This window comes from Pseudomonas sp. B6(2017) (assembly GCF_002112765.1).
In the GTDB taxonomy this organism is placed as follows: domain Bacteria; phylum Pseudomonadota; class Gammaproteobacteria; order Pseudomonadales; family Pseudomonadaceae; genus Aquipseudomonas; species Aquipseudomonas piscis.
Genome location: NZ_NEIQ01000013.1, coordinates 36,726 through 60,030 on the forward strand (window position 1 = coordinate 36,726; position 23,305 = coordinate 60,030).

At 66.1% G+C, this 23,305-nt stretch carries 18 protein-coding genes and 1 pseudogene; 14 read left to right on the top strand and 5 right to left on the bottom strand.

The annotated features are described in order from the left end of the window. Positions 1-111: 111 nt before the first annotated feature. Complete coding sequence (locus CAG11_RS21785) at positions 112-912, bottom strand: LuxR family transcriptional regulator (RefSeq protein WP_085597896.1); 801 nt, start codon at positions 910-912, stop codon at positions 112-114. A 194-nt stretch (positions 913-1,106) separates the two neighbouring features. Between CAG11_RS21785 and lexA the strand changes: the two genes are divergently transcribed. The 11 genes from lexA (at position 1,107) to CAG11_RS21840 (ending at position 14,698) form a co-directional block, all read left to right on the top strand. Beyond that, a complete protein-coding gene (gene lexA, locus CAG11_RS21790; RefSeq protein ID WP_085597897.1) occupies positions 1,107-1,724 on the top strand; it encodes a transcriptional repressor LexA in 618 nt (205 codons plus the stop codon). Then, positions 1,724-2,341 (top strand): translesion DNA synthesis-associated protein ImuA, encoded by a 618-nt coding sequence (imuA, locus tag CAG11_RS21795; protein WP_022639437.1) that lies wholly within the window; start codon positions 1,724-1,726, stop codon positions 2,339-2,341. Before lexA ends, imuA begins: the two co-directional genes overlap by 1 nt. Positions 2,342-2,348: 7 nt before the next feature. After that, the gene (locus CAG11_RS21800; protein ID WP_085597898.1) at positions 2,349-3,764 is read left to right on the top strand and encodes a DNA polymerase Y family protein; all 1,416 of its coding nucleotides are present in this window, start codon (positions 2,349-2,351) and stop codon (positions 3,762-3,764) included. Continuing rightward, positions 3,761-6,910 (top strand): error-prone DNA polymerase, encoded by a 3,150-nt coding sequence (locus CAG11_RS21805; protein ID WP_085597899.1) that lies wholly within the window; start codon positions 3,761-3,763, stop codon positions 6,908-6,910. The genes CAG11_RS21800 and CAG11_RS21805 overlap by 4 nt, the downstream gene beginning before the upstream one ends. Positions 6,911-7,158: 248 nt before the next feature. Continuing rightward, positions 7,159-7,818 (top strand): CsgG/HfaB family protein, encoded by a 660-nt coding sequence (locus CAG11_RS21810; protein WP_152899490.1) that lies wholly within the window; start codon positions 7,159-7,161, stop codon positions 7,816-7,818. A 29-nt stretch (positions 7,819-7,847) separates the two neighbouring features. After that, positions 7,848-8,219: a DUF4810 domain-containing protein gene (locus CAG11_RS21815; RefSeq protein WP_022639433.1), complete on the top strand. Its 372-nt coding sequence runs from the start codon at positions 7,848-7,850 to the stop codon at positions 8,217-8,219. Then, positions 8,216-8,872 (top strand): DUF799 domain-containing protein, encoded by a 657-nt coding sequence (locus CAG11_RS21820; protein ID WP_085597900.1) that lies wholly within the window; start codon positions 8,216-8,218, stop codon positions 8,870-8,872. The genes CAG11_RS21815 and CAG11_RS21820 overlap by 4 nt, the downstream gene beginning before the upstream one ends. A 216-nt stretch (positions 8,873-9,088) precedes the next feature. Next, positions 9,089-11,200 carry a PAS domain-containing sensor histidine kinase gene (locus tag CAG11_RS21825; protein WP_085597901.1) on the top strand — a complete coding sequence of 704 codons (2,112 nt, stop codon included), beginning with the start codon at positions 9,089-9,091 and terminating at the stop codon, positions 11,198-11,200. A gap of 199 nt (positions 11,201-11,399) precedes the next feature. Continuing rightward, complete coding sequence (locus CAG11_RS21830; protein ID WP_085597902.1) at positions 11,400-11,666, top strand: DUF1652 domain-containing protein; 267 nt, start codon at positions 11,400-11,402, stop codon at positions 11,664-11,666. Positions 11,667-11,766: 100 nt separating this feature from the next. Beyond that, positions 11,767-14,328: an excinuclease ABC subunit UvrA gene (locus CAG11_RS21835; protein WP_085597903.1), complete on the top strand. Its 2,562-nt coding sequence runs from the start codon at positions 11,767-11,769 to the stop codon at positions 14,326-14,328. 136 nt (positions 14,329-14,464) lie between these two features. Then, positions 14,465-14,698 carry a DUF465 domain-containing protein gene (locus tag CAG11_RS21840; RefSeq protein WP_022639428.1) on the top strand — a complete coding sequence of 78 codons (234 nt, stop codon included), beginning with the start codon at positions 14,465-14,467 and terminating at the stop codon, positions 14,696-14,698. 218 nt (positions 14,699-14,916) lie between these two features. Here the strand turns inward: CAG11_RS21840 and CAG11_RS21845 are convergent, their stop codons facing one another. Next, the gene (locus tag CAG11_RS21845; protein ID WP_085597904.1) at positions 14,917-16,020 is read right to left on the bottom strand and encodes an SMP-30/gluconolactonase/LRE family protein; all 1,104 of its coding nucleotides are present in this window, start codon (positions 16,018-16,020) and stop codon (positions 14,917-14,919) included. Between the two features lie 25 nt (positions 16,021-16,045). Then, positions 16,046-17,221, bottom strand: a complete 1,176-nt coding sequence (locus CAG11_RS21850) for an SRPBCC family protein (RefSeq protein WP_085597905.1) — start codon at positions 17,219-17,221, stop codon at positions 16,046-16,048. 88 nt (positions 17,222-17,309) lie between these two features. On the opposite strand from CAG11_RS21850, the pseudogene CAG11_RS21855 reads away from it, so the two are divergent. Further along, a pseudogene (locus CAG11_RS21855) lies at positions 17,310-18,230 on the top strand (LysR substrate-binding domain-containing protein). A gap of 129 nt (positions 18,231-18,359) precedes the next feature. Beyond that, positions 18,360-19,607 carry an EAL domain-containing protein gene (locus CAG11_RS21860; RefSeq protein ID WP_085597906.1) on the top strand — a complete coding sequence of 416 codons (1,248 nt, stop codon included), beginning with the start codon at positions 18,360-18,362 and terminating at the stop codon, positions 19,605-19,607. On the opposite strand, the gene CAG11_RS21865 is transcribed toward CAG11_RS21860, so the two are convergent. Both CAG11_RS21865 and CAG11_RS21870 read right to left on the bottom strand, forming a co-directional pair. After that, positions 19,594-20,061 carry a hypothetical protein gene (locus CAG11_RS21865; RefSeq protein ID WP_085597907.1) on the bottom strand — a complete coding sequence of 156 codons (468 nt, stop codon included), beginning with the start codon at positions 20,059-20,061 and terminating at the stop codon, positions 19,594-19,596. The two genes, CAG11_RS21860 and CAG11_RS21865, sit on opposite strands and share 14 nt — an antisense overlap. Before the next feature lie 163 nt (positions 20,062-20,224). Beyond that, a complete protein-coding gene (locus tag CAG11_RS21870; RefSeq protein WP_172681622.1) occupies positions 20,225-20,503 on the bottom strand; it encodes a hypothetical protein in 279 nt (92 codons plus the stop codon). A 162-nt stretch (positions 20,504-20,665) separates the two neighbouring features. Here CAG11_RS21870 and CAG11_RS21875 point away from each other — a divergent pair, with 162 nt between their 5' ends. After that, on the top strand, positions 20,666-23,299 hold the full coding sequence (locus CAG11_RS21875; RefSeq protein WP_085597908.1) for a glucosidase: 2,634 nt from the start codon (positions 20,666-20,668) through the stop codon (positions 23,297-23,299). The last annotated feature ends 6 nt before the right edge of the window (positions 23,300-23,305 follow it).

Here is a 23,305-nt window from a genome sequence, read left to right on the forward strand (position 1 = left end):
AAGGCTGGGGCAATCGATAAATACACCCGAGGAGGTAGGGGCGGCAGGCGATCCTTGGCCGAGCCCCGGGGCAAGTGTTCCCTTCGGAAACAGCCTTGGCCGGGGCGAGCGTCACGCCAGGGCAGGTGGGCGTGAGGCTTGCTTGAGGAACAGGTCGCACAGCTGCATCTGCGAGGACACCGCAAGGCGCGCGTAGATATTGCGCCGATGCACCTTGACCGTACCGGGGCTGATGCCCAGGTGCCGGGCGATGAGCTTGCCGGGGTTGCCTTGCAGCATCAGGCGCACCACTTGCCGCTCCCGTGGGGTCAAGAGCTCCCCGGCAAAAGTCGCCAGTGCCTGCTCCAGGGGGCTGGTGGCGCTTGGCGGTGCGCGATGCTGGTCGCTGTAGTTGCGCAGCAGGTGCTGGAGGATCGGGTAGATGTTGTGCAGTGCTTGCAACTCCTGGGTGCTGGCCAGGCAGCGCGAACGCCTGCCGATGGACATGACCAGGGTGGTCTGGGCATCGACGGGCACCAGCACGCCGATTTCATCGGCCAGGTCCAGCTCCTGGTAGTAGTGCCGGTAGTAATCGGTGTCGCGCAGTTGGCAGGTGCGCTGGTTGATGCGCAGGATGCCGCTGGTGCGGCCATCGATGATGGAGCAGGACACCGGGTCCAGGCGGTAGATGTCGTCCAGGTAACGCGCGATGTAGCGTTCGTGGTGCTGGGCAGGATAGTCCTCGTAGAGGATCTGCGGACGGCAGCCTGCGCGATAGGACTTGATCACCACGTTGTCGTGGGCCAGCAAGGACTGCAGGGAGTACGACAGCAAGTCCGGGAACCCCGGGTGGGCGCTGTTCTCCAGCAACCTGGCGAGCATCTGGTGCCAGTCGGCCATTTCCCACTTCGCCAGCGCCTTGGTCAGTTGCATGGGTATCCCCCCGTTCGCGTGTTCTGGGTCGCTGTCGGTATTGGCAGCAAATGCAGTGCCATCTTGTGCTTGGCCAGGATTCGCGCAGCGCCCTGTTTGCCAAGGGCCGCCGCTGCTTGCCCGGCGCTCGATCGGACGAGTGGCGTACAGAGATTTCGTACGATTCTTGTCAGAAAATTCCGAGAGGAGTACAAATGTACTCCATGACGACTTTATCTCCCCGGCGCAGTGCCATCCTGACCTTTATCCGCGAACGCATCGCCGATCGCGGCCAGCCGCCGAGCCTTGCCGAGATCGCCGAGGCCTTCGGTTTCGCCTCGCGCAGCGTGGCGCGCAAGCATGTACTGGCCTTGACCGAGGCCGGTTTCATCGAGGTCAACCCGCATCAGGCGCGGGGTATCCGCCTACTCAACCAGGCACCACGCCCCGAGCTGCTGGAGATCCCGGTGCTGGGCCGGGTCGCCGCCGGTGCGCCGATCGGCGTCGATGCCGAGATCCACGGCCAGTTGCTGCTGGACCCGGGGCTGTTTTCACGCACGCCCGACTACCTGTTGCGGGTCCAGGGCGACTCGATGATCGACGACGGCATTTTCGACGGCGACCTGGTGGCGGTACGTCGCAGCGCCGAGGCACGCAATGGCCAGACGGTGGTCGCCCGGCTCGATGGCGAGGTGACCATCAAGCGCTTCGAGCGCAAGGGCCAGGGCATTCGCCTGCTGCCACGCAACCCGGCCTACCAGCCGATCGAGGTCACGGCCGACCACGAGCTGTTCATCGAAGGCGTGTTCTGTGGCCTGGTGAGGCAGGGCTGATGGGCGCCGTGGTCGCACTGGACTCGCTGTTCAATGCCGGGCGGGTCTGGAAGGGCCGCCCGGCGGCCGTGCCCGCCAGTGTGCATGCCACCGGCCACGCTGCCCTGGATGCGGTGTTGCCCAGTGGCGGCTGGCCGGAAGCGGCGCTGACGGAAATCCTCGTCGCCGCCCAGGGCCTGGGCGAATTGCAATTGCTCTGGCCCAGCCTGGCACGGCTGGCGGCGGCGGGGGAGCGCATCGTCCTGGTGGCGCCGCCGTTCGTGCCTTTTCCCCTGGCCTGGCAGAACGCCGGGGTGGATCTGCGGCAGTTGTCGATCATCCAGGCCGCAGAGCGCGATGCCTTGTGGGCCGCCGAACAGTGCCTGCGCTCGGGCAGTTGCGGCGCGGTGTTGTGCTGGCCGCAACAGGCCGACGACCGGGCCCTGCGGCGTTTGCAGGTGGCGGCCGAAAGCGGCCAGACCCTGGCCTTCGCCTACCGTCCCCTGGAGGCCGCGCACAATCCGTCGCCAGCGGCCCTGCGCCTGACCTTGCAGGGCCATCCTGCGCAGTTGCGGATTCTCAAGTGCCGGGGGGGCCTGGCCCATCCACAACCGATTGCCCTGCAGGCCGGGCACTGAGGTCGATATGCGCTGGGTGTGCATCCTGTTCCCGCAATTGGCGCTGGACGCGGTACTGCGCCAGCGCGCCGAGCCCCAGGCGCCGCTGGCACTGCTCAGCGGCAGCCCGCAACGCCGAGTGATCCAGGCGGTGAACGACGCCGCCCGCGAGCTGGGGTTGCGTCCCGGGCAATCGCTGACGGCCGCCCAGGCCCTGGCCCAGGATTTCGCCTGTGCCGAGTACGACCCCCAGCAGATCGATCACTGGCAACAGTTCCTTGCCGCCTGGGCCTATGGCTTCAGCTCCCAGGTCAGCGTGGCCTATCCGCGCACCCTGGTGCTGGAAATCGAATCGAGCCTGGGCCTGTTCGGGCCCTGGCCACAGTTGCAGGCTCGCCTGCGCCAGGAACTGCAGGCATTGGGCTTTCGCCATCGCATCGTCGCCGCGCCGAACCCGGCGGCGGCCCGGATCCTGGCCAATGCCTACGATGGCCTGGCGGTGGCCGGCGAGCAGGACCTGCACCAGGCCCTGGGGCCGATGCCCATCGAGCGCCTGGGGTTGGCAGCAGAGCAGGCCACGGCCTTGTCGCGCATGGGCGTGCGCAGCTTCGCCCAGCTCCGGCAGTTGCCGCGCCAGAGCCTGGCCCGGCGCTTCGACGCCAGCTTGCTCAAGCAAATCGATACCCTGCTTGGCGAACGTGCGCTGGGGCTGGCCTTCTACCAGCCGCCGGATCGTTTCGACCTGCGCATCGAGCTGAACTTCGATGTGCAGTCCCACCAGGCGCTGCTGTTTCCCCTGCGTCGCCTGACCGCCGACCTGGCGGCCTTTCTCTGTGGTCGCGACAGTGGCGTGCAGCGCTTCGTCTTGCACCTGGAGCACGCCGAAGGTGCTAACACCCTGGTCCCGGTAGGGCTGCTGGGTGCCGAGCGCGACCCGGCGATGCTCTTCGAACTGGCCCGCGGACGCCTGGAGCAGATCCAGGTGCCCGCTGCGGTGCGCAACCTGCGCCTGGTGGCCGAGGACTTGCCACTGTTCGTGCCCCGGCATACGGAGCTGTTCGAGGAGCGGCCACAGCAGAACCTGCCCTGGGAGCAATTGCGCGAACGGCTGCGGGCGCGCCTGGGGGACGATGCGGTACAGGGCCTGGGCTATCGCGCCGACCACCGCCCGGAGCTCAGTTGGCAGCCCCAGGCCGACCCACGGCCGTGTCCGGCCAACCCGGGCTTGCGCCGCCCAGGCTGGCTGCTGAGCGAACCCCAGCCACTGGCCGAAGGTTCGGTGCAGATCGTCATGGGCCCGGAGCGCATTGAATCCGGTTGGTGGGACGGTGCCGATGTGCGCCGCGACTATTACCTGGTCCAGACTCGCGCCGGCCAGCAGGGCTGGGCTTATCGCCAGGTAGGCGACCCCGGGCCGCTGTTGCTGCAAGGCTGGTTCGCATGAGCGGCTACGCCGAGCTGCATTGCCTGTCCAATTTCAGCTTCCAGCGTGGCGCCTCCAGTGCCCGGGAGTTGTTCGAGCGCGGCCAGGCCCTGGGCTACCAGGCCCTGGCGATCACCGACGAATGCACCCTGGCCGGTATCGTGCGGGCCTGGCAGGCCGCCCGCGAGACTGGCTTGAAGCTGATCGTCGGCAGTGAAATGCAGGTCGAGGAGGGCCCGCGCCTGGTGCTGCTGGTGCAAGAGCTGGCCGGTTACCAGGCCCTGTGCCGGCTGATCACCCAGGCCCGGCGCCGGGCCGAGAAGGGGTGTTATCGCCTGTTGCGGGAGGATTTCGCCGAGCCCTTGCCCGGGTTGCTGGCGTTGTGGCTGGTCGATGAGAAAGGCGATGAGAAGGACGACCCCGATGCGGCGTCCTGGTTGCGCCAGGTGTTCCCCGAGCGGCTGTGGCTGGCGGTGGAACTGCATTGCGGCCAGGACGATGCCCGGCAGTTGCAGCAACGCTTGGCCCTGGCCCGGCAACTGCGCCTGCCAGCGGTGGCCTGCGGTGATGTGCACATGCATGTGCGTGGACGCCGGGCCCTGCAGGACACCATGACCGCGATCCGCCACCACCTGCCGGTGGCCGAGGCCGGGCAGCGCCTGTTCGCCAATGGCGAGCGCCACCTGCGGCCGCTGCCGGTACTGCAAGGCCTGTACCCCCAGGCGCTGCTCGATGAGTCGCTGGTGATTGCCGAGCGCTGCCACTTTGACCTCGGCCAGTTGCGCTACCAGTACCCTCGGGAGCTGGTGCCCGAGGGCCACGATGCCGGTTCCTGGCTGCGGGTCCTGGTCCGCGAGGGGATTGCCCGACGCTGGCCCGCCGGGGTCCGGTCCGGGGTGCTGGCACAGATCGAGAACGAGTTGCAGGTGATCGGCGAGCTGGGCTACGAGAGCTACTTCCTCACGGTGCATGACATCGTCGCGTTCGCCCGCGAGCGGCACATTCTCTGCCAGGGTCGCGGCTCGGCGGCCAACTCGGTGGTGTGTTTCGTCCTGGGCATCACCGCGATCGACCCGGATCGTTCGGTGATGCTGTTCGAGCGGTTCCTGTCCAGGGAGCGCAACGAACCGCCGGACATCGACGTCGATTTCGAGCATGAGCGCCGCGAAGAGGTGCTGCAGTACGTGTTCCGGCGCTATGGCCGGCATCGCGCGGCGTTGACGGCGGTGGTCAGTACCTATCACGGCGCCGGGGCGGTGCGCGACGTGGCCAAGGCCCTGGGCCTGCCGCCGGACCAGGTCAATGCCCTGGCCGCCTGCTGTGGCCGCTGGAGCGATAGCGCGCCTGATCTCGAACGCCTGCGCGAAGCCGGTTTCGACCCCGAGAACCCGCTGCTGCGCCGGGTCCTGAGCCTGACCGGGCAGTTGATCGGCTTTCCCCGGCACCTGTCCCAGCACCCCGGTGGCTTCGTGATTTCCGAGCAGCCCCTGGACAGCCTGGTGCCGGTGGAGAACGCCAGCATGGCCGAGCGCACGGTGATCCAGTGGGACAAGGACGACCTGGACATGGTCGGCCTGCTCAAGGTGGACATCCTCGCCCTGGGCATGCTCAGCGCCATCCGCCGCTGTTTCGACCTGATCCATGGCTACCGTGGCCAGCGCTATAGCCTCACCAGCATTCCCAGCGAAGACCCGGCGACCTACGCGATGATCGGCCGGGCCGATACCATCGGCGTGTTCCAGATCGAGTCGCGGGCGCAGATGTCGATGCTGCCCCGGCTCAAGCCGAAGAAGTTCTACGACCTGGTGATCGAGGTGGCCATCGTCCGCCCCGGGCCGATCCAGGGCGGCATGGTCCATCCTTACCTGCGCCGGCGCGATAAGAAGGAACCGGTGACCTATCCCTCGCCAGCACTGCAAGAGGTGCTGGTGCGTACCCTGGGGGTGCCGCTGTTCCAGGAACAGGTGATGCAGATCGCGGTGGTGGCGGCCGACTACACCCCGGGCGAGGCCGACCAGCTGCGGCGTTCCATGGCGGCGTGGAAGCGCCATGGCGGGCTGGAGCCCCATCGCCAGCGCTTGCTCGATGGCATGACGGGCAAGGGCTACAGCGAGGAATTCGCGGCGCAGATCTTCGAGCAGATCAAGGGCTTTGGCAGCTATGGTTTTCCCGAGTCCCATGCCGCCAGTTTTGCCCTGCTGACCTATGCCAGCTGCTGGCTCAAGTGCCATGAGCCGGCGGCCTTCGCCTGCGCCCTGATCAACAGCTGGCCCATGGGCTTCTACAGTCCGGACCAGATCCTCCAGGATGCCCGTCGCCATGGCCTGGAGATCCGCCCGGTGGATATTCGCACCAGCAGCTGGGATTGCAGCCTGGAGCCGGTCCACCGCTCCGGGCGTGATGAGCAGGGCGCCAGTGGTGGGGCGGCAGGCGCTGCGCAGGACTGTGTACCTGGCCAGCCGGCCCTGCGCCTGGGGCTGCGGATGATCAAGGGTTTTCGCCAGGACGACGCCCTGCGTATCGAGCAGGCTCGGGGCCAGCGGGCCTTTGTCGACGTCGCCGACCTGGGGGAGCGGGCCCGGCTCGATCTGCGGGCCCAGGAATTGCTGGCCGATGCCGGGGCCCTGCAGGGCCTGGCCGGTAATAGGTTCCAGGCCCGCTGGGAGGTGGCCGGGGTGCAGCAGCAGTTGGGGCTGTTCGCCGGCTTGCCAGGCCAGGAGGAGGCGCCGGTGAACCTGCCCCGACCCAGTGTCGGCGAAGACTTGTATGCCGATTACCACAGCCTGGGCACCACCCTGGGGCCGCATCCCCTGGCCTTGCTCCGGCCGCAGCTCGCGGCTCGGCGCTGCCGCAGCTCCCGGGACTTGCAGGGGCTGGAGCATGGGCGGGCGGTGAGCGTGGCCGGGCTGGTCACTGGGCGCCAACGCCCGGGCACCGCCAGCGGGGTGACCTTCGTCACCCTGGAGGACGAGTTCGGCAATCTCAACGTGGTGGTCTGGCGCGATCTGGCCGAACGCCAGCGCCGGGTGCTGGTGGGCGCGCAGTTGCTGCGGGTCGACGGCACCCTGGAGACCGAGGGCGAGGTACGTCACCTGGTGGCCGGACGCTTGAGCGACCTGACCCCGCTGCTGGCCGGGATCAAGGTGCCCAGCCGGGATTTTCGGTGAACGATCAATGGTTTGCCTGGATGCCTGGAAATGCTCTGCTAATTCATTGGCGCCAAGGCTTTTTTATTCCTTTTCGCGATGATAGCGCTTTGGCATAATCGCCGCCGGTGGCGCCCCCCGCGTCAAGATCCAGAACATCCGAACCGTCTTTTTCGAACCCGTGCCTCTACGGATTCGCGGTGGTTGGTGGGTGCAAGAGCAGTTGGATACTCAAAAAGGAACATAGAGTGAGAGTGATCTCGAAGTTGATGTTGTCGGGCGCTGCAGTGGCGGTGCTGGCAGGTATGAGCGGTTGTGCCACGGAAAGCTCCCGGGCCTTGCCGGTGGAAAAGGTCCAGAGCGCCAGCCAGGCCTGGAGTGGCACCCGGGTGCCGATGGCGGTGGGCAAGTTCGATAACCGCTCCAGCTACATGCGCGGGATTTTCTCCGATGGTGTCGACCGTCTCGGCGGCCAGGCCAAGACCATCCTCATCACTCACTTGCAGCAGACCAACCGCTTCAACGTGCTGGATCGCGACAACATGGGCGAGATCCAGCAGGAAGCGGCGATCAAGGGCCAGGCACAGAAGCTCAAGGGCGCGGATTTCGTGGTGACCGGCGACGTCACCGAGTTCGGCCGCAAGGAAACCGGCGATCACCAGCTGTTCGGCATTCTCGGCCGTGGCAAGACCCAGGTGGCCTACGCCAAGGTGGCCTTGAACATCGTCAATATCAGCACCTCCGAAGTGGTCTATTCCACCCAGGGCGCCGGCGAATACGCCTTGTCCAACCGTGAAGTGATCGGCTTCGGCGGCACGGCCTCCTACGACTCGACCCTCAACGGCAAGGTCCTGGACCTGGCCATGCGCGAGGCGGTCAACCGCATGGTCGAGGCCATCGACGCCGGTGCCTGGAAACCAGGTCGCTGATCACCACTGCCAACAGGGAAAGTGCACATATGTTCAAGATCATGATGGCCCGGCCAGCGCTGGCCGCTGTCGTGCTGGGCAGCGTATTGCTGGCCGGCTGCAGCGGGCCGAAGACGCTGTACCAGTGGGAAAGCTACCAGTCCCAGACCTACGAGTATTTCAAGGGCGAGGGCGCCCGCGAGGCCCAGGTCGAGGCGCTGGAGCGCGACCTGCAGAAAATCAAGTCCACCGGCAAGGCGGTGCCGCCGGGTTACCACGCACACCTGGGCATGCTCTACGCCGGCCTGGGCAAGGATGACCAGATGGTGCAGCAGTTCAACACCGAGAAGGCGCTGTTTCCGGAGTCGGCGAAGTACATGGACTTCCTGCTCAAGAACGCCAAGCAGGGGGCCGCGCAATGAACCTGTCGACCCTGCGCAACCTCCTGGGCCTGCTGGCGGTCAGCCTGCTGGTTGGCTGCGCCGCCCCCAAGACCGTGGACTACGCGGCCTACAAACAAGCCAGGCCGAAGTCGATCCTGGTGCTGCCGCCACTCAACGAGTCGCCGGACGTCAAGGCCACCTACAGCATGCTGTCCCAGGTGACGTTGCCGTTGGCCGAAGCCGGTTACTACGTGATGCCGATCGCGGTGGTGGACGAAACCTTCCGTCATAACGGCCTGACCAACCCGGCGGATATCCATGGCCTGCCGCCCACCAAGCTCAACGAAATCTTCGGCGCCGATGCCGGCCTGTACATCACCGTCAAGGAGTACGGCACCAGCTACATGCTGATCAGCAGCGAGACCGCGGTGACCGCCAGCGCCACCCTGGTCGACCTCAAGACCGGCACCACCCTCTGGACCGGCAGCGCCCGGGCCTCGAGCGAGGAAGGCAACAACAACAGCGGGGGCCTGGTGGGCATGTTGATCACCGCCGCGGTGAAGCAGATCGTCAACACCTCCACCGACGCCGGCCATCCGATCGCCGGTGTCACCAGCCAGCGCCTGCTGTCGGCCGGGCAACACAACGGCCTGCTGTACGGTCCGCATTCGCCGAAATACGGCACCGACTGATCCACCCGGGGGCGGGCAATCCGCCCCTGCCAGGCGACGCCGCGAGCGTCCGCCTGGACTGGTCGGCATCGCCTATCCTGTCTGTTCAGTCTTGCCGGGTGTGCAGGTCCAGGTGAAATCTGGAAACCATTGCCCCGGCCGGGCCTCCAAGACTCGAGGGCGGTGTGCAGCCCTTTGCCAATCCATGCCGTGCCACGTTCTTCAAAGAGTCCGTTCATGCCGTTCTTATCCGATCATCACGGGTGCCAGGGCTGGAGAGGCGAGATGGCCAGTCGCATCCGCGCCTTCGACTGGTCCCTGACCAGCCTCGGCCCGTTGCAGCACTGGAGCCACAGCCTGCGCAGCACGGTGCAACTGATGCTCGGTTCGCCTGTGCCGATGGTGATGCTCTGGGGCCCCCTGGGCTACATGATCTACAACGACGCCTATGCGGTTTTCGCCGGCGGACGCCACCCCTACCTGCTCGGGTGCGCGGTGGAACGCGGCTGGCCGGAGGTGGCCGAGTTCAATCGCGGGGTGATGAACACCTGCCTGAGCGGCGGCACCCTGACCTACCACAACAAGGAACTGGTGCTGCTGCGCAACGGGGCGCCGGAGAGTGTCTGGCTGGACCTCTACTACAGCCCGGTGGCCGATGATGACCAGGCCCCGGCGGGGGTCATTGCCATCGTCGTGGAAACCACCGCCCATGTGATTTCCGAGCAGCGCCGACAGGCTGCCGAGGCGGCCTACCGCGCCGAGAACGAGCGAGTCCAGCTGGCCTTGAATGCCGGGGCGTTGCTCGGTTCCTTCGTGTGGGACATCCAGCACGACCGGTTTTCCAGCGACGAGCGTTTTGCCCGGACTTTTACCTACCCGGTCGGGCAAGCCCTGGATGATCTGCCGATCGCCATCGCCGAGAGCCGCATCCATCCCGATGACCTGCCACGCATTCGCGAACTGGTGGACTACAGCCTGACCCATGGCGGCGCGTACAACGCGGAATATCGGATACGTCGCGTCGACGATAGCTACAGCTGGGTGTTGGCCTGCGGTCGTTGCGAGCTCGACGACCAGGGCCGGGCCCTGCGCTTTCCCGGGGTGCTGATCGATATCCAGGAGCGCAAGCTCGCCGAAGACGCGTTGCGCCAGTTGACCCGCGACCTGGAGCGGCGGGTGCTCAGGGAGGTCGACGCGCGGCTGAGCGCCGAGGAGCGCCTGCGCCAGGCACAGAAGCTCGAAGCCATCGGCGGTCTCACCGGTGGCGTGGCCCATGACTTCAACAACCTGTTGCAGGTGATCTCCGGCAACCTGCACCTGCTGGCCCGCCACGAGCCGGACAACGTCAATGTGCAACGACGGACCGGGGCCGCGCTGGCAGCGGTGGAGCGTGGAGCCAAGTTGTCGGCGCAGCTCCTGGCCTTCGCCCGGCGCCAGCCGTTGTCGCCCGCGGTCTACGATCCGCGCCACCTGTATGAAGACTTGGGCGAACTGTTGCAACGGGCCCTGGGGGAAACCATCAGCCTCGACGTACAACTGCCCGAGGACCCCTGGTGCATCCATGTCGACCGCAACCAGTTGGAGAATGCGGTGCTCAACCTGTTGCTCAATGCCCGGGACGCCATGGGCGGTGAGGGTACGATCCAGATCCGCGCCGAGAACCTGGTGCTGGAGCGCGAGCAGTGCCTGGACAAGGACATCGAGCCCGGCCAGTACCTGTGCCTGACCGTGGCCGACAGTGGCAGGGGGATGTCGGCCAAGGTGCTGGAGCAGGCCTTCGAGCCGTTCTTCACTACCAAGAGCGATAGCCACGGCACCGGCCTGGGGTTGAGCATGGTGTTCGGTTTCGTCAAGCAGAGCGGCGGCCATGTGGAGATCTTCAGCAGCCCCGAGCAGGGGACCCGGGTGCGGATGTATTTCGCCCGTTGTGCGGGGCAGGAGGCGCCCGCTGTGCGCAAGCCCCATAGCCATGGCGCGGGCGGCCAGGAGAGCATCCTGGTGGTGGAGGACAACGCCGATGTGCGCAGCGCCGCGGTGGAGATGCTCAGGCTCGAGGGGTATCGGGTCAGTACCGCGGCCAGCGGCGATGCCGCCATGCAGATGTTGCTGGAGGGGCTCAAGGTGGACCTGATCTTCACCGACGTGGTGATGCCCGGCCTGATCAAGAGCACCGACCTTGCCACCTGGGCCAAGACCCAGGTCCCGCCGATCGCCGTGCTGTTCACTTCCGGGCACACCCGCGACCTGATCTCGCCGGACCATTTGCTCAGCCCGAGTACCTACCTGTTGAGCAAGCCCTACGGACCCGAGGAGTTGACCGCCATGGTGCGCTCGCTGCTTGAGACTTGACGGCGCCAGTGTGACGTCCCGCACGGAAATCCGGCATGGCGACGACAAGTTGGCGTCAAGCCTCTATTCTGTACCGAATTGAATGAACTTGTACTGTTTGGCCGATGACCAAGGACAGGGGCACCGACCGCCTGATCCCACAATAACAATGCTTGTCTTGCGCGGTTTTTTCCTTTCAACCTCTTTGGATCCTCTGCCCGTGATCTCTACCCTCGAACTGCGCAGAATCATCGAAACCAGCTTCCTGCCCCTGCACTGCCAGTGCACCATCGGCCACGACGGCGCCATGACCGTGCGTATCTGCGATCCGGATTCTGGCCGCGTCGACCTGTTCGTGACCGGCATCTCCACTCGTTCCCTGACCAGCTCCCGGGCCATCTGCGAGCTGATCGCCGAACTGCGCTACGACCTGCGGCACACCGGGCTGTCGGCGGAGCAGGGAGCCCGGCAACCGCAACGGCGCTGAGTAGCCGCTGGCCACCGGGCTTGCCCTGGGCCCTGGGGGGTATGTGATGATCGGTGGTCGCGCTCCTCGCATTTCATGATTCCCCAGACAAGGCAGGTCCATGACTTCTTCGTCCGATCGTTCCGCTGATTCCCCGGACAGCACCGCAGCAACCCACAGTTCCGGATTCGTGCGGGTGCGTGGCGCCCGCGAGCACAACCTGCGCAACGTCGACGTCGACATTCCCCGGGATGCGCTGGTGGTGTTCAGCGGCGTGTCCGGTTCGGGCAAGTCGTCCCTGGCGTTCTCGACCCTGTATGCCGAGGCCCAGCGACGCTATTTCGAATCGGTGGCGCCCTATGCGCGGCGTTTGATCGACCAGGTCGGGGTGCCGGACGTGGACCGCATCGACGGCCTGCCCCCGGCGGTAGCCCTGCAACAACAGCGCGGCAGCCCCAGCACGCGGTCCTCGGTGGGCAGCGTGACCACCTTGTCCAGCCTGGTGCGCATGTTGTATTCCCGGGCCGGCAGCTATCCGCCCGGGCAAGCGATGCTATATGCCGAGGACTTCTCGCCCAACACCCCCCAGGGCGCCTGCCCGCAATGCCATGGCCTGGGCCGGGTGTACGAGGTGGACGAGGCGAGCATGGTCCCCGACCCATCGCTGACCATCCGCCAGCGCGCGGTGGCTTCCTGGCCCCTGGCCTGGCAGGGGCAGAACCTGCGGGACATCCTGGTGACCCTGGGCTACGACGTGGACATTCCCTGGCGCGACCTGCCCAGGGAGCAGCGCGACTGGATCCTGTTCACCGAAGACACGCCGACGGTGCCGGTGTATGCCGGGCTCACCCCGGAACAGACCCGCCAGGCCCTGGCGCGCCAGCAGGAGCCCAGCTACATGGGCACTTTCAGCGGCGCCCGGCGCTATGTGCTGCACACCTTCACCCATACCCAGAGCGCCTTGATGAAAAAGCGCGTGGCGCAGTTCATGCGCGGCAGCCAGTGCCCCTTGTGCGACGGCAAGCGGCTCAAGCGCGAGGCGCTCGCGGTGACTTTCGCCGGGCTGGATATCGGCGAGCTGGCGCGCATGCCGCTGCTGCAACTGGCCGAGGTGCTTGCGCCGGTGGCCGCCGGCACGCAGGTAGCGCAGGACACGGCGCAGCTGTCGCCGGAGAAGCGCCTGGCGGCGCAGCGCATCGCCCAGGATCTGCTGGAACGGGTCGCTACCCTGGTGGACCTGGGGCTGGGCTACCTGGCGTTGGAGCGCAGCACGCCGACCCTGTCCCCGGGCGAGTTGCAGCGCTTGCGCCTGGCGACCCAGCTGGGCTCGCAGCTGTTCGGGGTGATCTATGTGCTGGACGAGCCCTCCGCGGGCCTGCATCCAGCGGATGCCGAGGCCCTGTTCGCGGCCTTGCAGCGCCTCAAGGCCGCGGGCAACTCATTGTTCGTGGTGGAGCACGACCTGCAGACCATGCGCCGGGCCGACTGGCTGGTGGATGTCGGGCCGGCGGCCGGCGAGCGCGGTGGCCAGGTGCTGTACAGCGGGCCACCGGCGGGGCTGGCGACCATCGAGGCTTCGCAAACCCGGCCCTACCTGTTCGCCGGGCAGGCCCCCGTGGCGCATACCCCGCGCCAGCCCCGGGACTGGTTGCGCCTGGCCGGCATCACCCGCAATAACCTCAAGGACCTGGACGTCGAGTTTCCCCTGGGCTGCTTCACCGCCGTGACCGGGGTTTCCGGTTCCGGCAAGTCGAGCCTGGTCAGCCAGGCGCTGCTGGAACTGGTCGGCGCCCACCTGGGCAAGATGCCTGCCGCTGAGGAGGCCGCGCAGCTGGACCTGGAGGACGAGGTTCCCGTTGCCAGCGGCGGGCGGGTGGTGGCGGGCATGGAGCGGGTCAAGCGCCTGGTGCAGGTGGACCAGAAGCCCATCGGGCGTACTCCGCGTTCCAACCTGGCGACCTACACCGGCTTGTTCGACCAGGTGCGCAAGCTGTTCGCCGCTACCCCCGAGGCCCGGGCCCGGGGTTATGACGCCGGGCAGTTTTCCTTCAACGTCGCCAAGGGCCGTTGCCCGGCCTGCGAGGGCGAGGGTTTCGTCAGCGTCGAGCTGCTGTTCATGCCCAGCGTCTTCGCGCCATGCCCGACCTGCCATGGCGCGCGTTATCACCCGCAGACCCTGGAAGTGACCTGGCAGGGCCTGAACATCGCGCAGGTCCTGCAATTGAACGTCGAGCAGGCCTTGCCGGTCTTCGCCGAGCAGCCGGCGATCCTGCGGGCCCTGCAGGTGCTGAGCGACATCGGCCTGGACTACTTGCGCCTGGGCCAGCCGGCCACCGAGCTATCCGGTGGCGAGGCGCAGCGCATCAAGCTGGCCACCGAACTGCAACGCAATGCCCGTGGCGCCACCCTCTATGTGCTGGACGAGCCCACCACGGGCCTGCATCCCAGGGACGTGGACCGGCTGCTGGAGCAGTTGGACAAGCTGGTGGCCGCAGGACACAGCGTGGTGGTGGTCGAGCATGAAATGCGCGTGGTGGCGAGGGCCGACTGGGTCATCGATATCGGCCCGGGCGCGGGCGACCAGGGTGGTCGCCTGGTAGCCTGCGGCACTGCGCAGCAGGTGGCCAGGCAGGGTGAAAGCCGTACCGCGCCGTTCCTGGCGGCGGCCCTGGGCGGGAATTGATCCAGGGCAGCCGACGGCGACGAACGGTTACCGCTGGTCTGATTGGCGGTCGACAGACCCGGGGAGCCAAGGCCATGCTGATGGCTGGCAGGGGCGTGAGGACGCCCCTGCTGCCGATCAACCACGGAGGTGTTCCATGCCGGTGACCCACGATCTTTACCAGGACCTGAGCTGCAGCAAAGAAGACATTCAACAGCGTCGGGCCAAGGATCCCCACCTCAATGCACTGTTCGACAAGTACAACAGTATCGACGACCAGGTGCTCAAGGCCGAAGCAGCGGCCGCCGCAGACGATGAAGTAAGGAAGCTCAAGGAAAAACGCCTGCTGATCAAGGATGAGATCTCCCAGAAACTCACCGCCCGTTCCTGACCTCCCGCCCCTGGCGCCTGTGGTTCGACCACAGGCCGCCGATAACCGACCTGCATTTCCTTGTATCCCTGCGGCAACGGCGAGAGGGCCCCTGCCTGCAGCCGCCGAGCCTGCGGGGCCGGGCCAAGGCCTGCAGGACCTTCAGCGACCCGCAGTTCAGCGCGTCCGGCTGGCCGTGCACAACCTGCGGCAGCGACCCCAAGTGGCGGCCCCAGGCCTCAGTACTCCAACGCTTGCTGCAATGGCAAGCGCGCCATGTGCCGGGCACTCAAGGAGCCCAGGTACAACGCATCGCCGTACTCGCGCACCGTGGTAATCGGCGAATAGTTGCCGCTGCTGCCATCCTGCAGGTTGGCGATCACCCGGCCCTGGGTGTCCAGGCCCAGCACGAAGCCGCGCTTTTCCACCGGCTTGGGCAATACCTGCATGGCCCGCACCAGCATCTTGCGCACGAAAGGGTAGGCGGCGGTGCCGTCCAGCAGGGCATTGCGCGGCGCATACAGGGCCACCCAGAAACGATCACGGCCATTGAAGCTGAGGTTGTCCGGCAGCCCCGGCAGGTTATCGATGAACAGGTCGTGCTGGCCGGTCTTGTCGCCCTTGAGCCAGTAGCGGCTGATGCGGTAGGCGCCGGTCTCGTTGACCAGGACGAAGGCCTCGTCCGGGCCCAGGGCGATGCCATTGGCGAACTCCAGGCCGTCGAGCAGGACCTCGGTCCGGCCACTCTGGAAGTCGTAGCGCAACAGGCGGCCATCGCCACCGTGTTCGATCACCGCCTCGCCGTCGTGGCCATAACCCCAACGGCTGCTGGCGTCGCTGAAATAGGCGTAGCGACCGGCGGCATCCACCGCGACATCGTCGGTGAAGCCGAATTTCAGGCCATTGGCCGTGTCGCTCAAGACCTGGATCTGGCCCTGTCCGTCCAGGGCCAGCAGGCCCTTGATGGCGTCGGCGATGATCAGGCGGCCGTCCGGATGCCGGGCCAGGCCCAGGGGCCGGCCACCGGTATTGGCCAGTACCTTGAGGGCCGTGCCGTCGAGGCTGGTCTGGATCACCCGGCCATCATGCAGGCCGGTGAGCAACTGGTCGTTTTCCAGCAGTAGCGCCTCGGGGCCGGCAATATCCCGGGCACCGACCGCCTGCACGGCCTTGAGCTTCTGGTTCTCGGCGTAAGGGCCCTGGCTCATCGATGGCGCAGGCGAGGGCTGCCAGGCCACTGGCTGGACCTTGGTCGGCGCCAGCAGCAGGAAGGCCAGGATGGCGATTACCAGCAGCAGGATGATCCGGCCGAGGCCGAAGCGGCGAGGGGCGATCTGGTTCATGCAATGACTCCTGTCGGTGTGCGGTTCAGGACGGGCTGGCAGCCGGCGCGGCGGGCTGCGCTGCGATGGTTTGCTGGGCCATCTTGCACAATGCCTGCATCGAGGCCGCGGACTCCCGTTCTATCCGTCGTTTGAATAGCAAGCGATTACCCAGGCGCATCAGCAGGTTGTCGAAACCATATTCCAGGGTGCGCACGAAACGGGTGTGTCCGCCTGCCAGGGGCTGGCATTGGTAGGTGACCTGCAACCATAGACCATGATCGCCCCGGGCCGTGGCGCGCCAGCGCTGCCCCGGCAGGTACTCCTCGACCCGCCAGCTCAGGTGGCCGTTGCGCCCGCCGGCGTGGATGTCTTCCTCGAAGCCCTGGCCGCCGGCCAGGGGGCCGGCGGCGCCCTCGACCCGCAGCGAGGAGGGATGCCATTGCGGCCAGCACCTTGGGCTGGCGGCATAGGCCAGGGTGCTGGCGCTGCTGCGGGGGATGTCGACCTGATGCTGCATGCGGGTCAGGGGCGTGGACCTGGTCACGCAGTGGGACTGTGCCGGGGTTTGCTCCGGCTGCCAGTACAGGGTGCCGAACAGCCAGTCCATCAAGGGCAGGACGATATTGAAGTTGCGTTCCTGCATCAGCTCGCGGCGGTGATGCAGTTCGTGCAGGCGCCGCATCTGGCGGATCCAGGGCAGGCGCGCCAGGGGATGGCCGGCCGGCAAGTGTTCGCAGGCATGGAAGATCTCGTAGGCCAGGTAGCCGATCAGCGTGCAGCTGGCGAACAAGGCCGCGACATTGGCGTTCCACAGGCGCAGCAGCCCCCACAGGGGCAGGGCGAACAGCAGGCTGTGGAGCACGATCAGCCAGGCCGGGAACAGGATTACCCGCCAATCCCGCAAGCCTTCGTAGGCCATCAGCCCCGGGGTGAAGAAACTGTGGTGATCGCCGGTATGCCGGGCGTAGAACAGGCGTCCCAGGCGCCGCTTGTGGTGCCCCAGCCAACGGTGCACCACATAGATGCACAGGTTGAAGAACAGCAGCGCCAGCGGTATCGCCAGCCATTCCAGCGGCTGTACCCGGTTAAGGGTGCTCCACAGCAGGCCGATGCACAGCAGGCCGTAGGCCAGGACGAAGCCGCCGTGCAGCCATGGGTTGTAGCGCGGGCTGACCGCGGCCCGGTATTGCTGGCGAAAGTGCTGGGTGGTGTCGCGCATGGCGCTGCTCCCGTTGTTGTTTTTATTGACTGCAGCCTAGCTCCGGGAGAATTATCCAGCCAATGGATAGTAGGAATGAGCATTATTCATGAAGCTGAATATCCAGCGCCTGGACCTCAACCTGCTGCGGGTGTTCGATGCCTTGATGCAGGAGCAGAACCTGTCCCGGGCCGCCTTGCGGCTCAATCTCAGCCAGCCGGCGGTGAGCAATGCCCTGGCGCGCCTGCGCCGGCACCTGGACGAGCCGTTGTTCGTCCGCACGGCCCGGGGCATGCAACCGACTTCCCGGGCCCAGGGCCTGCATGTGCTGGTGCGCCAGGCCCTGCATCTGCTGCAACAGGGCCTGGACCCGGCTGCCGAGTTCGATCCTGCGGCGGCCGACCAGTTGTTCACCCTGTCGATGAACGACTACGCCCAGGCTCGCTTGTTGCCGGCGCTATCGCGGCACTTGCAGGAGATGGCGCCGCGGGTACGGCTGGCGGTGCGCAGCGACAGCGCCGACTCGCTGGCGGCCTGGCTCAGTGCGGGCATGCTCGACCTGGCGGTGGACTACCTGTATTTCGACAACCCGGACCTGTGCTACCAGCCATTGCTGGAGGAGCAGTTGGTGGTGATCGGTCGCGTCGGCCATCCGGCCTTCGTTCCCGAGCTGGACCTGGCGGCCTACCAGGGTGGCCAGCATGTGGCGATTCCCGATCGTGGCGGGCGTGGTTCGCCGCTGGAGATCGTGCTGGGCTCGGCGCGGGTCAGGCGCCAGGTGCAGCTGTTCGTACCCAACTACCTGAGCATCCCGCTGATCGTGGCGTAATCCGATCTTCTGGGCACGGTGCCACGGCACCTGGCGGAACATTTCGCCGCGTTGCTGCCGATCCGCATCGCCAGCTTGCCGTTGCTGGCAGCGCCGGTGCAGGTCAGCCTGATCTGGCACCGCCAGCAGCAACATGCGCCGGGGCTGCAATGGTTGCGTGGCGAGATCGGGGCTCTGGCGAGCCAGGGGCCTGGCAGCTAGCGTCGCTCTCTACGGGGCTTGCCTGTGTAGTCCAGGCCAGAGATTTTTCCTACTTCTATTCAGGATGTATCTTGAATTCAGCTCGAGGGCGCTTTGGCTAGCATGGGTTTTTACCCGGAGCCGCAGTCCATGAAGACCCTGAACGTATTGCTGTTGTGTTCGAACACCTTCAGGGCCCGGCGCTTTGCCCGGATACTCGACAGCCCCGCCTTCGTGCAGCTCCAGGTGGTCTGTAGCGACGACGATTGGACCTGCTTTCCCCCTTGCACGCAGGCCCCGGACCTGGTGATCTGCGACTCCCTGCCAGCCACTAGCGCTATCCATTACCTACGTCGGCTCTGCGAGTACTACCCATTCTTCTTGATGGTCGCGAGCACTAACCTGGAGACCTCGATCCGCTGGGGCCTGGCGAATTTGCTTGAGTATTCGGGCAAGCACGACCTGGGCAGTTTCGATGAGCCGGAGGCCTCCCAGCTTGGCGAGTTGTTGCTCAAGGCCCTGGCTCTCAAGTCCAGGAGGACCGGCCAGGACCACTGGCAGTTGGCGCCGGGCGAGCCGCTCACGCAAGAGCAGGCGCTGCTGGCCCTGGAACAACGACAGATCGTGGCTTTTTTCCAGCCCCAGGTGTGCCTCAAGACCCAACGCATCATTGGGGCCGAGACCCTGGTGCGCTGGCTGCATCCGAGCCGGGGCGTGTTGGGGCCTGGTGCTTTTCTCGCTCTGTTCGAGCGACCTGAGCAACAGCGCCGGCTGTTCCATGGCCTGTTGCAACAGGGCCTGGACTTGCAACGCCGGTTGCCGGCTGGCCATGGGGCTGGGCTGGTGTTTTCCTACAACCTGGAGGCCAGCCAGTTACGCGAGCCAGGACTTGCCCCGCAGATTCTGCAGCGGATCGAGGCCACCGCGGTGCCGGCCAGCCAGGTGACCCTGGAGATTACCGAGCGCGAGGCCCTGGTCCTGGATATGCCGAGCATCGAGAACATCAGCCTCCTGGTGAGAAACGGGGTACGCCTGTCCCTCGATGACTTTGGCTGCGGGTATTCCTCGCTGACCCGCCTGGCGGACATTCCCTTCAGCCAGGTCAAGCTCGATGCAGGGCTCATCGGCAATGCCCTGGAGCCCAAGCAAAGCCTGATCATCGAGGCCGTGGTCAGGCTGGCCCGGTCCCTCGAGCTGGAACTGGTGGCCGAAGGTGTCGAGACTCCACAGCAGCGGACACACTTGCGGCGCCTGGGGGTTGGTGCGGCCCAGGGCTATCTGTTCCACAAACCCATGGATGGCGCCAGCCTGCTGCGCTTGCTGGCCATGGAGGATACGGCCCCTCGGGCATTGCACCAGGAGCCGCCAGGGCCAGGCGGCTTGCTCAAGGCGCCTTGAGCATCACATAGGCTTCGCCGCCACGCCGATCGTGCATCAACAGGAATACCTTGCCGTCGATGGTGAGCTTGGCGGGCAGGGTCTGTGCCACCGGCGTGCTGGAGAACTTGCCGGCAACGCTGAGGAATTGCCGGGTCAGGGAGCTGTCGTTCTGGCTCGGGGTGGTGACGGCGCATTCCTGGTTGGCCCGCACCTGGACCCCAAGGCTCTGATCCTGGTTCATGCCCATCCTGGCGAACCCCGCGTCGTTCAACTCCCCGATACCATGCTCGCGAGCTGCAGTGGCGGCGCCGTTGAAGGACGGTGCGGATTTCAGGCAGATATCGCGAAAGGCCAGGATCCCGGCGGAGGTGACCGTGGGTTCGCTTTCGATTTCGCGGGTCACGCTGGTACAAGCGCCGAGCAGGCTGGCGGCGAGCGTGATGAACAGGGCGGTGCGGGGTAGGGGGAGCATGGGTGATCCTTGGGCGGGCAAGCGGGTTTGTGTAGCAGCGTAGGCATGCGAGCCCCACAGATCAATGCCGAACTTCCTGCCCGTAGCCGCTGTCGAGCCTGCGCCGGGGCGCGTTGCGGCCGCAAGGTCGCGTGGCGCAGTGCATCGGGCCCGTCACTGGTGCTCAGTCGAAGCCGATGCTGGTGCTGTGGCGGGTCTCGCGGTCGTGCAACTGGTCGATATCGGTTTCGTAGGTGCATTGCCCGCTGCACTTGTATTCGTAGCTCACCGAAGGTTTGACCGACAGCTTGAGGCCTGGAACGGTCGGTTCCGGTGCCTGGGGCCGGGCGCTGGGAGCCGCCAGTGGCGGTTCGGGATACTTGAGGTCGAGCCCTTGGGACTGGGCCGGGACAGCCAGCGCCGCCAACAACAGTCCCGGGAAAAACGCTTTGCAACTGAACATCATCGATTTCGCACTGCCATAAAAGGGGTTGCCGATTATAACGAAGCAGACGCCGGGCAATTAACCGCTTCGCTCCGGATTCGAACATGAAGGCTTTGTCACCGGCGCCGGGCGCGTCTGCTTCTACACTGCCATGGGTTCCCGTGGCCAAGGACATTCCCCATGCCGGCAAGATCCCCGAGCAGCATCCTCGACACCCCCGAAGGCCAGCGCCTGCACGGACCGGACGCCGAACACTGGCGCCAGTGGGGCCCTTACCTGAGCGAGCGGCAATGGGGCACGGTCCGCGAGGACTACAGCGCCGACGGCGAAGCCTGGAAGTATTTCCCCCATGACCACGCCCGCAGCCGCGCCTATCGCTGGGGCGAGGATGGCCTGGCCGGGTTCTCCGACAAGGACCAGTACTGGTGCCTGGGGCTGGCGTTGTGGAACGAGCACGATGCGATTCTCAAGGAGCGCCTGTTCGGCCTGGACAATGCCGAGGGCAACCATGGCGAGGACGTCAAGGAGCTGTACTTCTACCTCGACGGCGTGCCTAGCCACGCCTACATGCGCATGCTCTACAAGTATCCCCAGGGAGCCTTTCCCTATGCCGACCTGGTGGCGGAGAACGCCCGCCGTGGCCTGGAGGATGCCGAGTACGAAATCCTCGACACCGGGATCTTCGAGGACGACCGCTACTTCGACGTGACGGTGGAGTATGCCAAGCACACCGTAGACGACCTGTTGATGCGGGTCACGGTGCACAACCGCTACCACCAGCCGGCGCGCCTGCGGGTCTTGCCCCAGGTCTGGGCGCGCAACACCTGGAGCTGGGGTGGTGGCCAGCCCCGGCCGAGCCTGCGCCTGGAGGGTGAGCGACTGCTGGCCCGGCATCCCAAGCTGCCCGAGCATGAGGTCAGCGCCTGGGGAGCCGAGCCCTGCCAGTGGTTGTTCTGCCACAACCAGAGCAATTTCCAGCGGCTCGAGGGCCTGGCCTGCCCGGGGCCGTTCAAGGATGGGATCAACGATTACCTGGTGCACGGCCAGGCCACGGCGGTGACCTTCGACTCCGGCTCCAAGGCCGCCGCGCATTTCGCCCTGGAACTGGCCGGCGGCCAGAGCCGTAGCCTGTACCTGCGCTTCGCCCCGGCGGGCAGCGGGCCGGTCAATGCCCGTCGCCTGTTCGAGCAGCGCCGCGCCGAGGCCGACCAGTTCTACGGGGCCTTGCAGCAGCGCATCACCGACGCCGATGCGCGCAATGTGCAGCGCCAGGCCCTGGCCGGGCTGCTGTGGTCCAAGCAGCTGTACTACTTCGACGTCAACCAGTGGCTCGACGGCGACCCCGGGCAACCGGCGCCGCCCGAATCGCGCCAGCACTTGCGCAATAGCCATTGGCGACACCTGTCCAACTGCGACATCGTCAGCATGCCCGACACCTGGGAATACCCCTGGTACGCGTCCTGGGACCTGGGCTTGCAGGCGGTGGCGTTCGCCCTGATCGACCCGGGGTTCGCCAAGCAGCAACTGCTGTTGCTGGTCAAGGACCGCTTCATGCACCCCAATGGGCAGTTGCCGGCTTACGAATGGCGCTTCGACGACGCCAACCCGCCGGTGCATGCCTGGGCCTGCTGGCGGGTCTACCAGCAGGAGAAGGCCCTCACGGGCGAGGGCGACATGGACTTTCTCGAACGGGTCCTGCACAAGCTGCTGCTGAACTTCTCCTGGTGGGTCAATCGCAAGGATTCGGAGGGCCGCAATCTGTTCCAGGGTGGTTTTCTCGGCCTGGACAACATCGCCCTGTTCGATCGTTCCGCGCCCTTGCCGCCGGGGTACAGCCTGGACCAGGCCGACGGCACCGCCTGGGTCGCGGCCTATGCCCTGGACCTGATGCGCATCGCCCTGGAACTGGCCCGGCGCAACCCGGTATACGTGGATATCGCGGTGAAGTTCTTCGAGCATTTCCTGTACATCGCCGGGGCCATCAACCGGGTGGACGACAGCGCCGAGGGCCTGTGGGACGAACAGGACCAGTTCTTCTACGACGTGCTGCAACGTCCCGACGGCCGCAGCGAGCCGCTGCGCCTGCGCTCCATCGTCGGCCTGCTGCCGTTGTTCGCGGTGCAGGTGCTGGAACAGCACGAACATGAATGCCTGCCGGGGCTGGCCCAGCGCCTGCTGGGCTTTTTGCACCATCGGCCGGACCTGGCCAACCTGGTGTCGCGCTGGTACGAGCCGGGCAAGGGCAACCGCCTGCTGCTGGCCTTGCTGCGTGGGGAACGAACCAAGGATTTGCTCAAGCGCATGCTCGACGAGAACGAGTTCCTCTCGGAGTTCGGGATTCGTTCGCTGTCCAGGGTCTTCGAGCAGCCATTCGCCCTGCAGGTCGACGGCAAGCAGCTGTGCGCCCGTTACGAGCCGGCCGAGTCCGGTTCGCGCCTGTATGGCGGCAACTCCAATTGGCGCGGGCCGCTGTGGATGCCGATCAATTACTTGCTGATCGAATCCCTGCGCGAATTCCATCGCTACTACGACGTCAACTTCTCGGTGGAATATCCCCGGGGCTCGGGTTACCTGGCGTCACTGCAAGAGGTGGCCGACAGCCTGGGCCAGCGCCTGACCCGGTTGTTTCTCCTGGATGAAGACGGGCGGCGGCCGTCCATGAGCGGCTACCCGCAGTTGCAGGCCGATGCCCGGGATCGTGACCTGGTGCTGTTCCATGAGTACTTTCATGGCGACAACGGACGCGGGCTGGGGGCCAGCCACCAGACCGGCTGGACCGCATTGGTGGCGCTGCTGTTGCAGCCGGGGGCCTGAAGTCGC

What these genes read in the sequence shown, in the direction of transcription:
- CAG11_RS21785 (WP_085597896.1), bottom strand. Translation starts at nt 912, where the DNA reads ATGCAACTGACCAAGGCGCTGGCGAAGTGGGAAATGGCCGACTGGCAC.
- lexA (WP_085597897.1), top strand. Translation starts at nt 1,107, where the DNA reads ATGTACTCCATGACGACTTTATCTCCCCGGCGCAGTGCCATCCTGACC.
- imuA (WP_022639437.1), top strand. Translation starts at nt 1,724, where the DNA reads ATGGGCGCCGTGGTCGCACTGGACTCGCTGTTCAATGCCGGGCGGGTC.
- CAG11_RS21800 (WP_085597898.1), top strand. Translation starts at nt 2,349, where the DNA reads ATGCGCTGGGTGTGCATCCTGTTCCCGCAATTGGCGCTGGACGCGGTA.
- CAG11_RS21805 (WP_085597899.1), top strand. Translation starts at nt 3,761, where the DNA reads ATGAGCGGCTACGCCGAGCTGCATTGCCTGTCCAATTTCAGCTTCCAG.
- CAG11_RS21810 (WP_152899490.1), top strand. Translation starts at nt 7,159, where the DNA reads ATGTTGTCGGGCGCTGCAGTGGCGGTGCTGGCAGGTATGAGCGGTTGT.
- CAG11_RS21815 (WP_022639433.1), top strand. Translation starts at nt 7,848, where the DNA reads ATGTTCAAGATCATGATGGCCCGGCCAGCGCTGGCCGCTGTCGTGCTG.
- CAG11_RS21820 (WP_085597900.1), top strand. Translation starts at nt 8,216, where the DNA reads ATGAACCTGTCGACCCTGCGCAACCTCCTGGGCCTGCTGGCGGTCAGC.
- CAG11_RS21825 (WP_085597901.1), top strand. Translation starts at nt 9,089, where the DNA reads ATGCCGTTCTTATCCGATCATCACGGGTGCCAGGGCTGGAGAGGCGAG.
- CAG11_RS21835 (WP_085597903.1), top strand. Translation starts at nt 11,767, where the DNA reads ATGACTTCTTCGTCCGATCGTTCCGCTGATTCCCCGGACAGCACCGCA.
- CAG11_RS21840 (WP_022639428.1), top strand. Translation starts at nt 14,465, where the DNA reads ATGCCGGTGACCCACGATCTTTACCAGGACCTGAGCTGCAGCAAAGAA.
- CAG11_RS21845 (WP_085597904.1), bottom strand. Translation starts at nt 16,020, where the DNA reads ATGAACCAGATCGCCCCTCGCCGCTTCGGCCTCGGCCGGATCATCCTG.
- CAG11_RS21850 (WP_085597905.1), bottom strand. Translation starts at nt 17,221, where the DNA reads ATGCGCGACACCACCCAGCACTTTCGCCAGCAATACCGGGCCGCGGTC.
- CAG11_RS21860 (WP_085597906.1), top strand. Translation starts at nt 18,360, where the DNA reads ATGAAGACCCTGAACGTATTGCTGTTGTGTTCGAACACCTTCAGGGCC.
- CAG11_RS21865 (WP_085597907.1), bottom strand. Translation starts at nt 20,061, where the DNA reads ATGCTCCCCCTACCCCGCACCGCCCTGTTCATCACGCTCGCCGCCAGC.
- CAG11_RS21870 (WP_172681622.1), bottom strand. Translation starts at nt 20,503, where the DNA reads ATGTTCAGTTGCAAAGCGTTTTTCCCGGGACTGTTGTTGGCGGCGCTG.
- CAG11_RS21875 (WP_085597908.1), top strand. Translation starts at nt 20,666, where the DNA reads ATGCCGGCAAGATCCCCGAGCAGCATCCTCGACACCCCCGAAGGCCAG.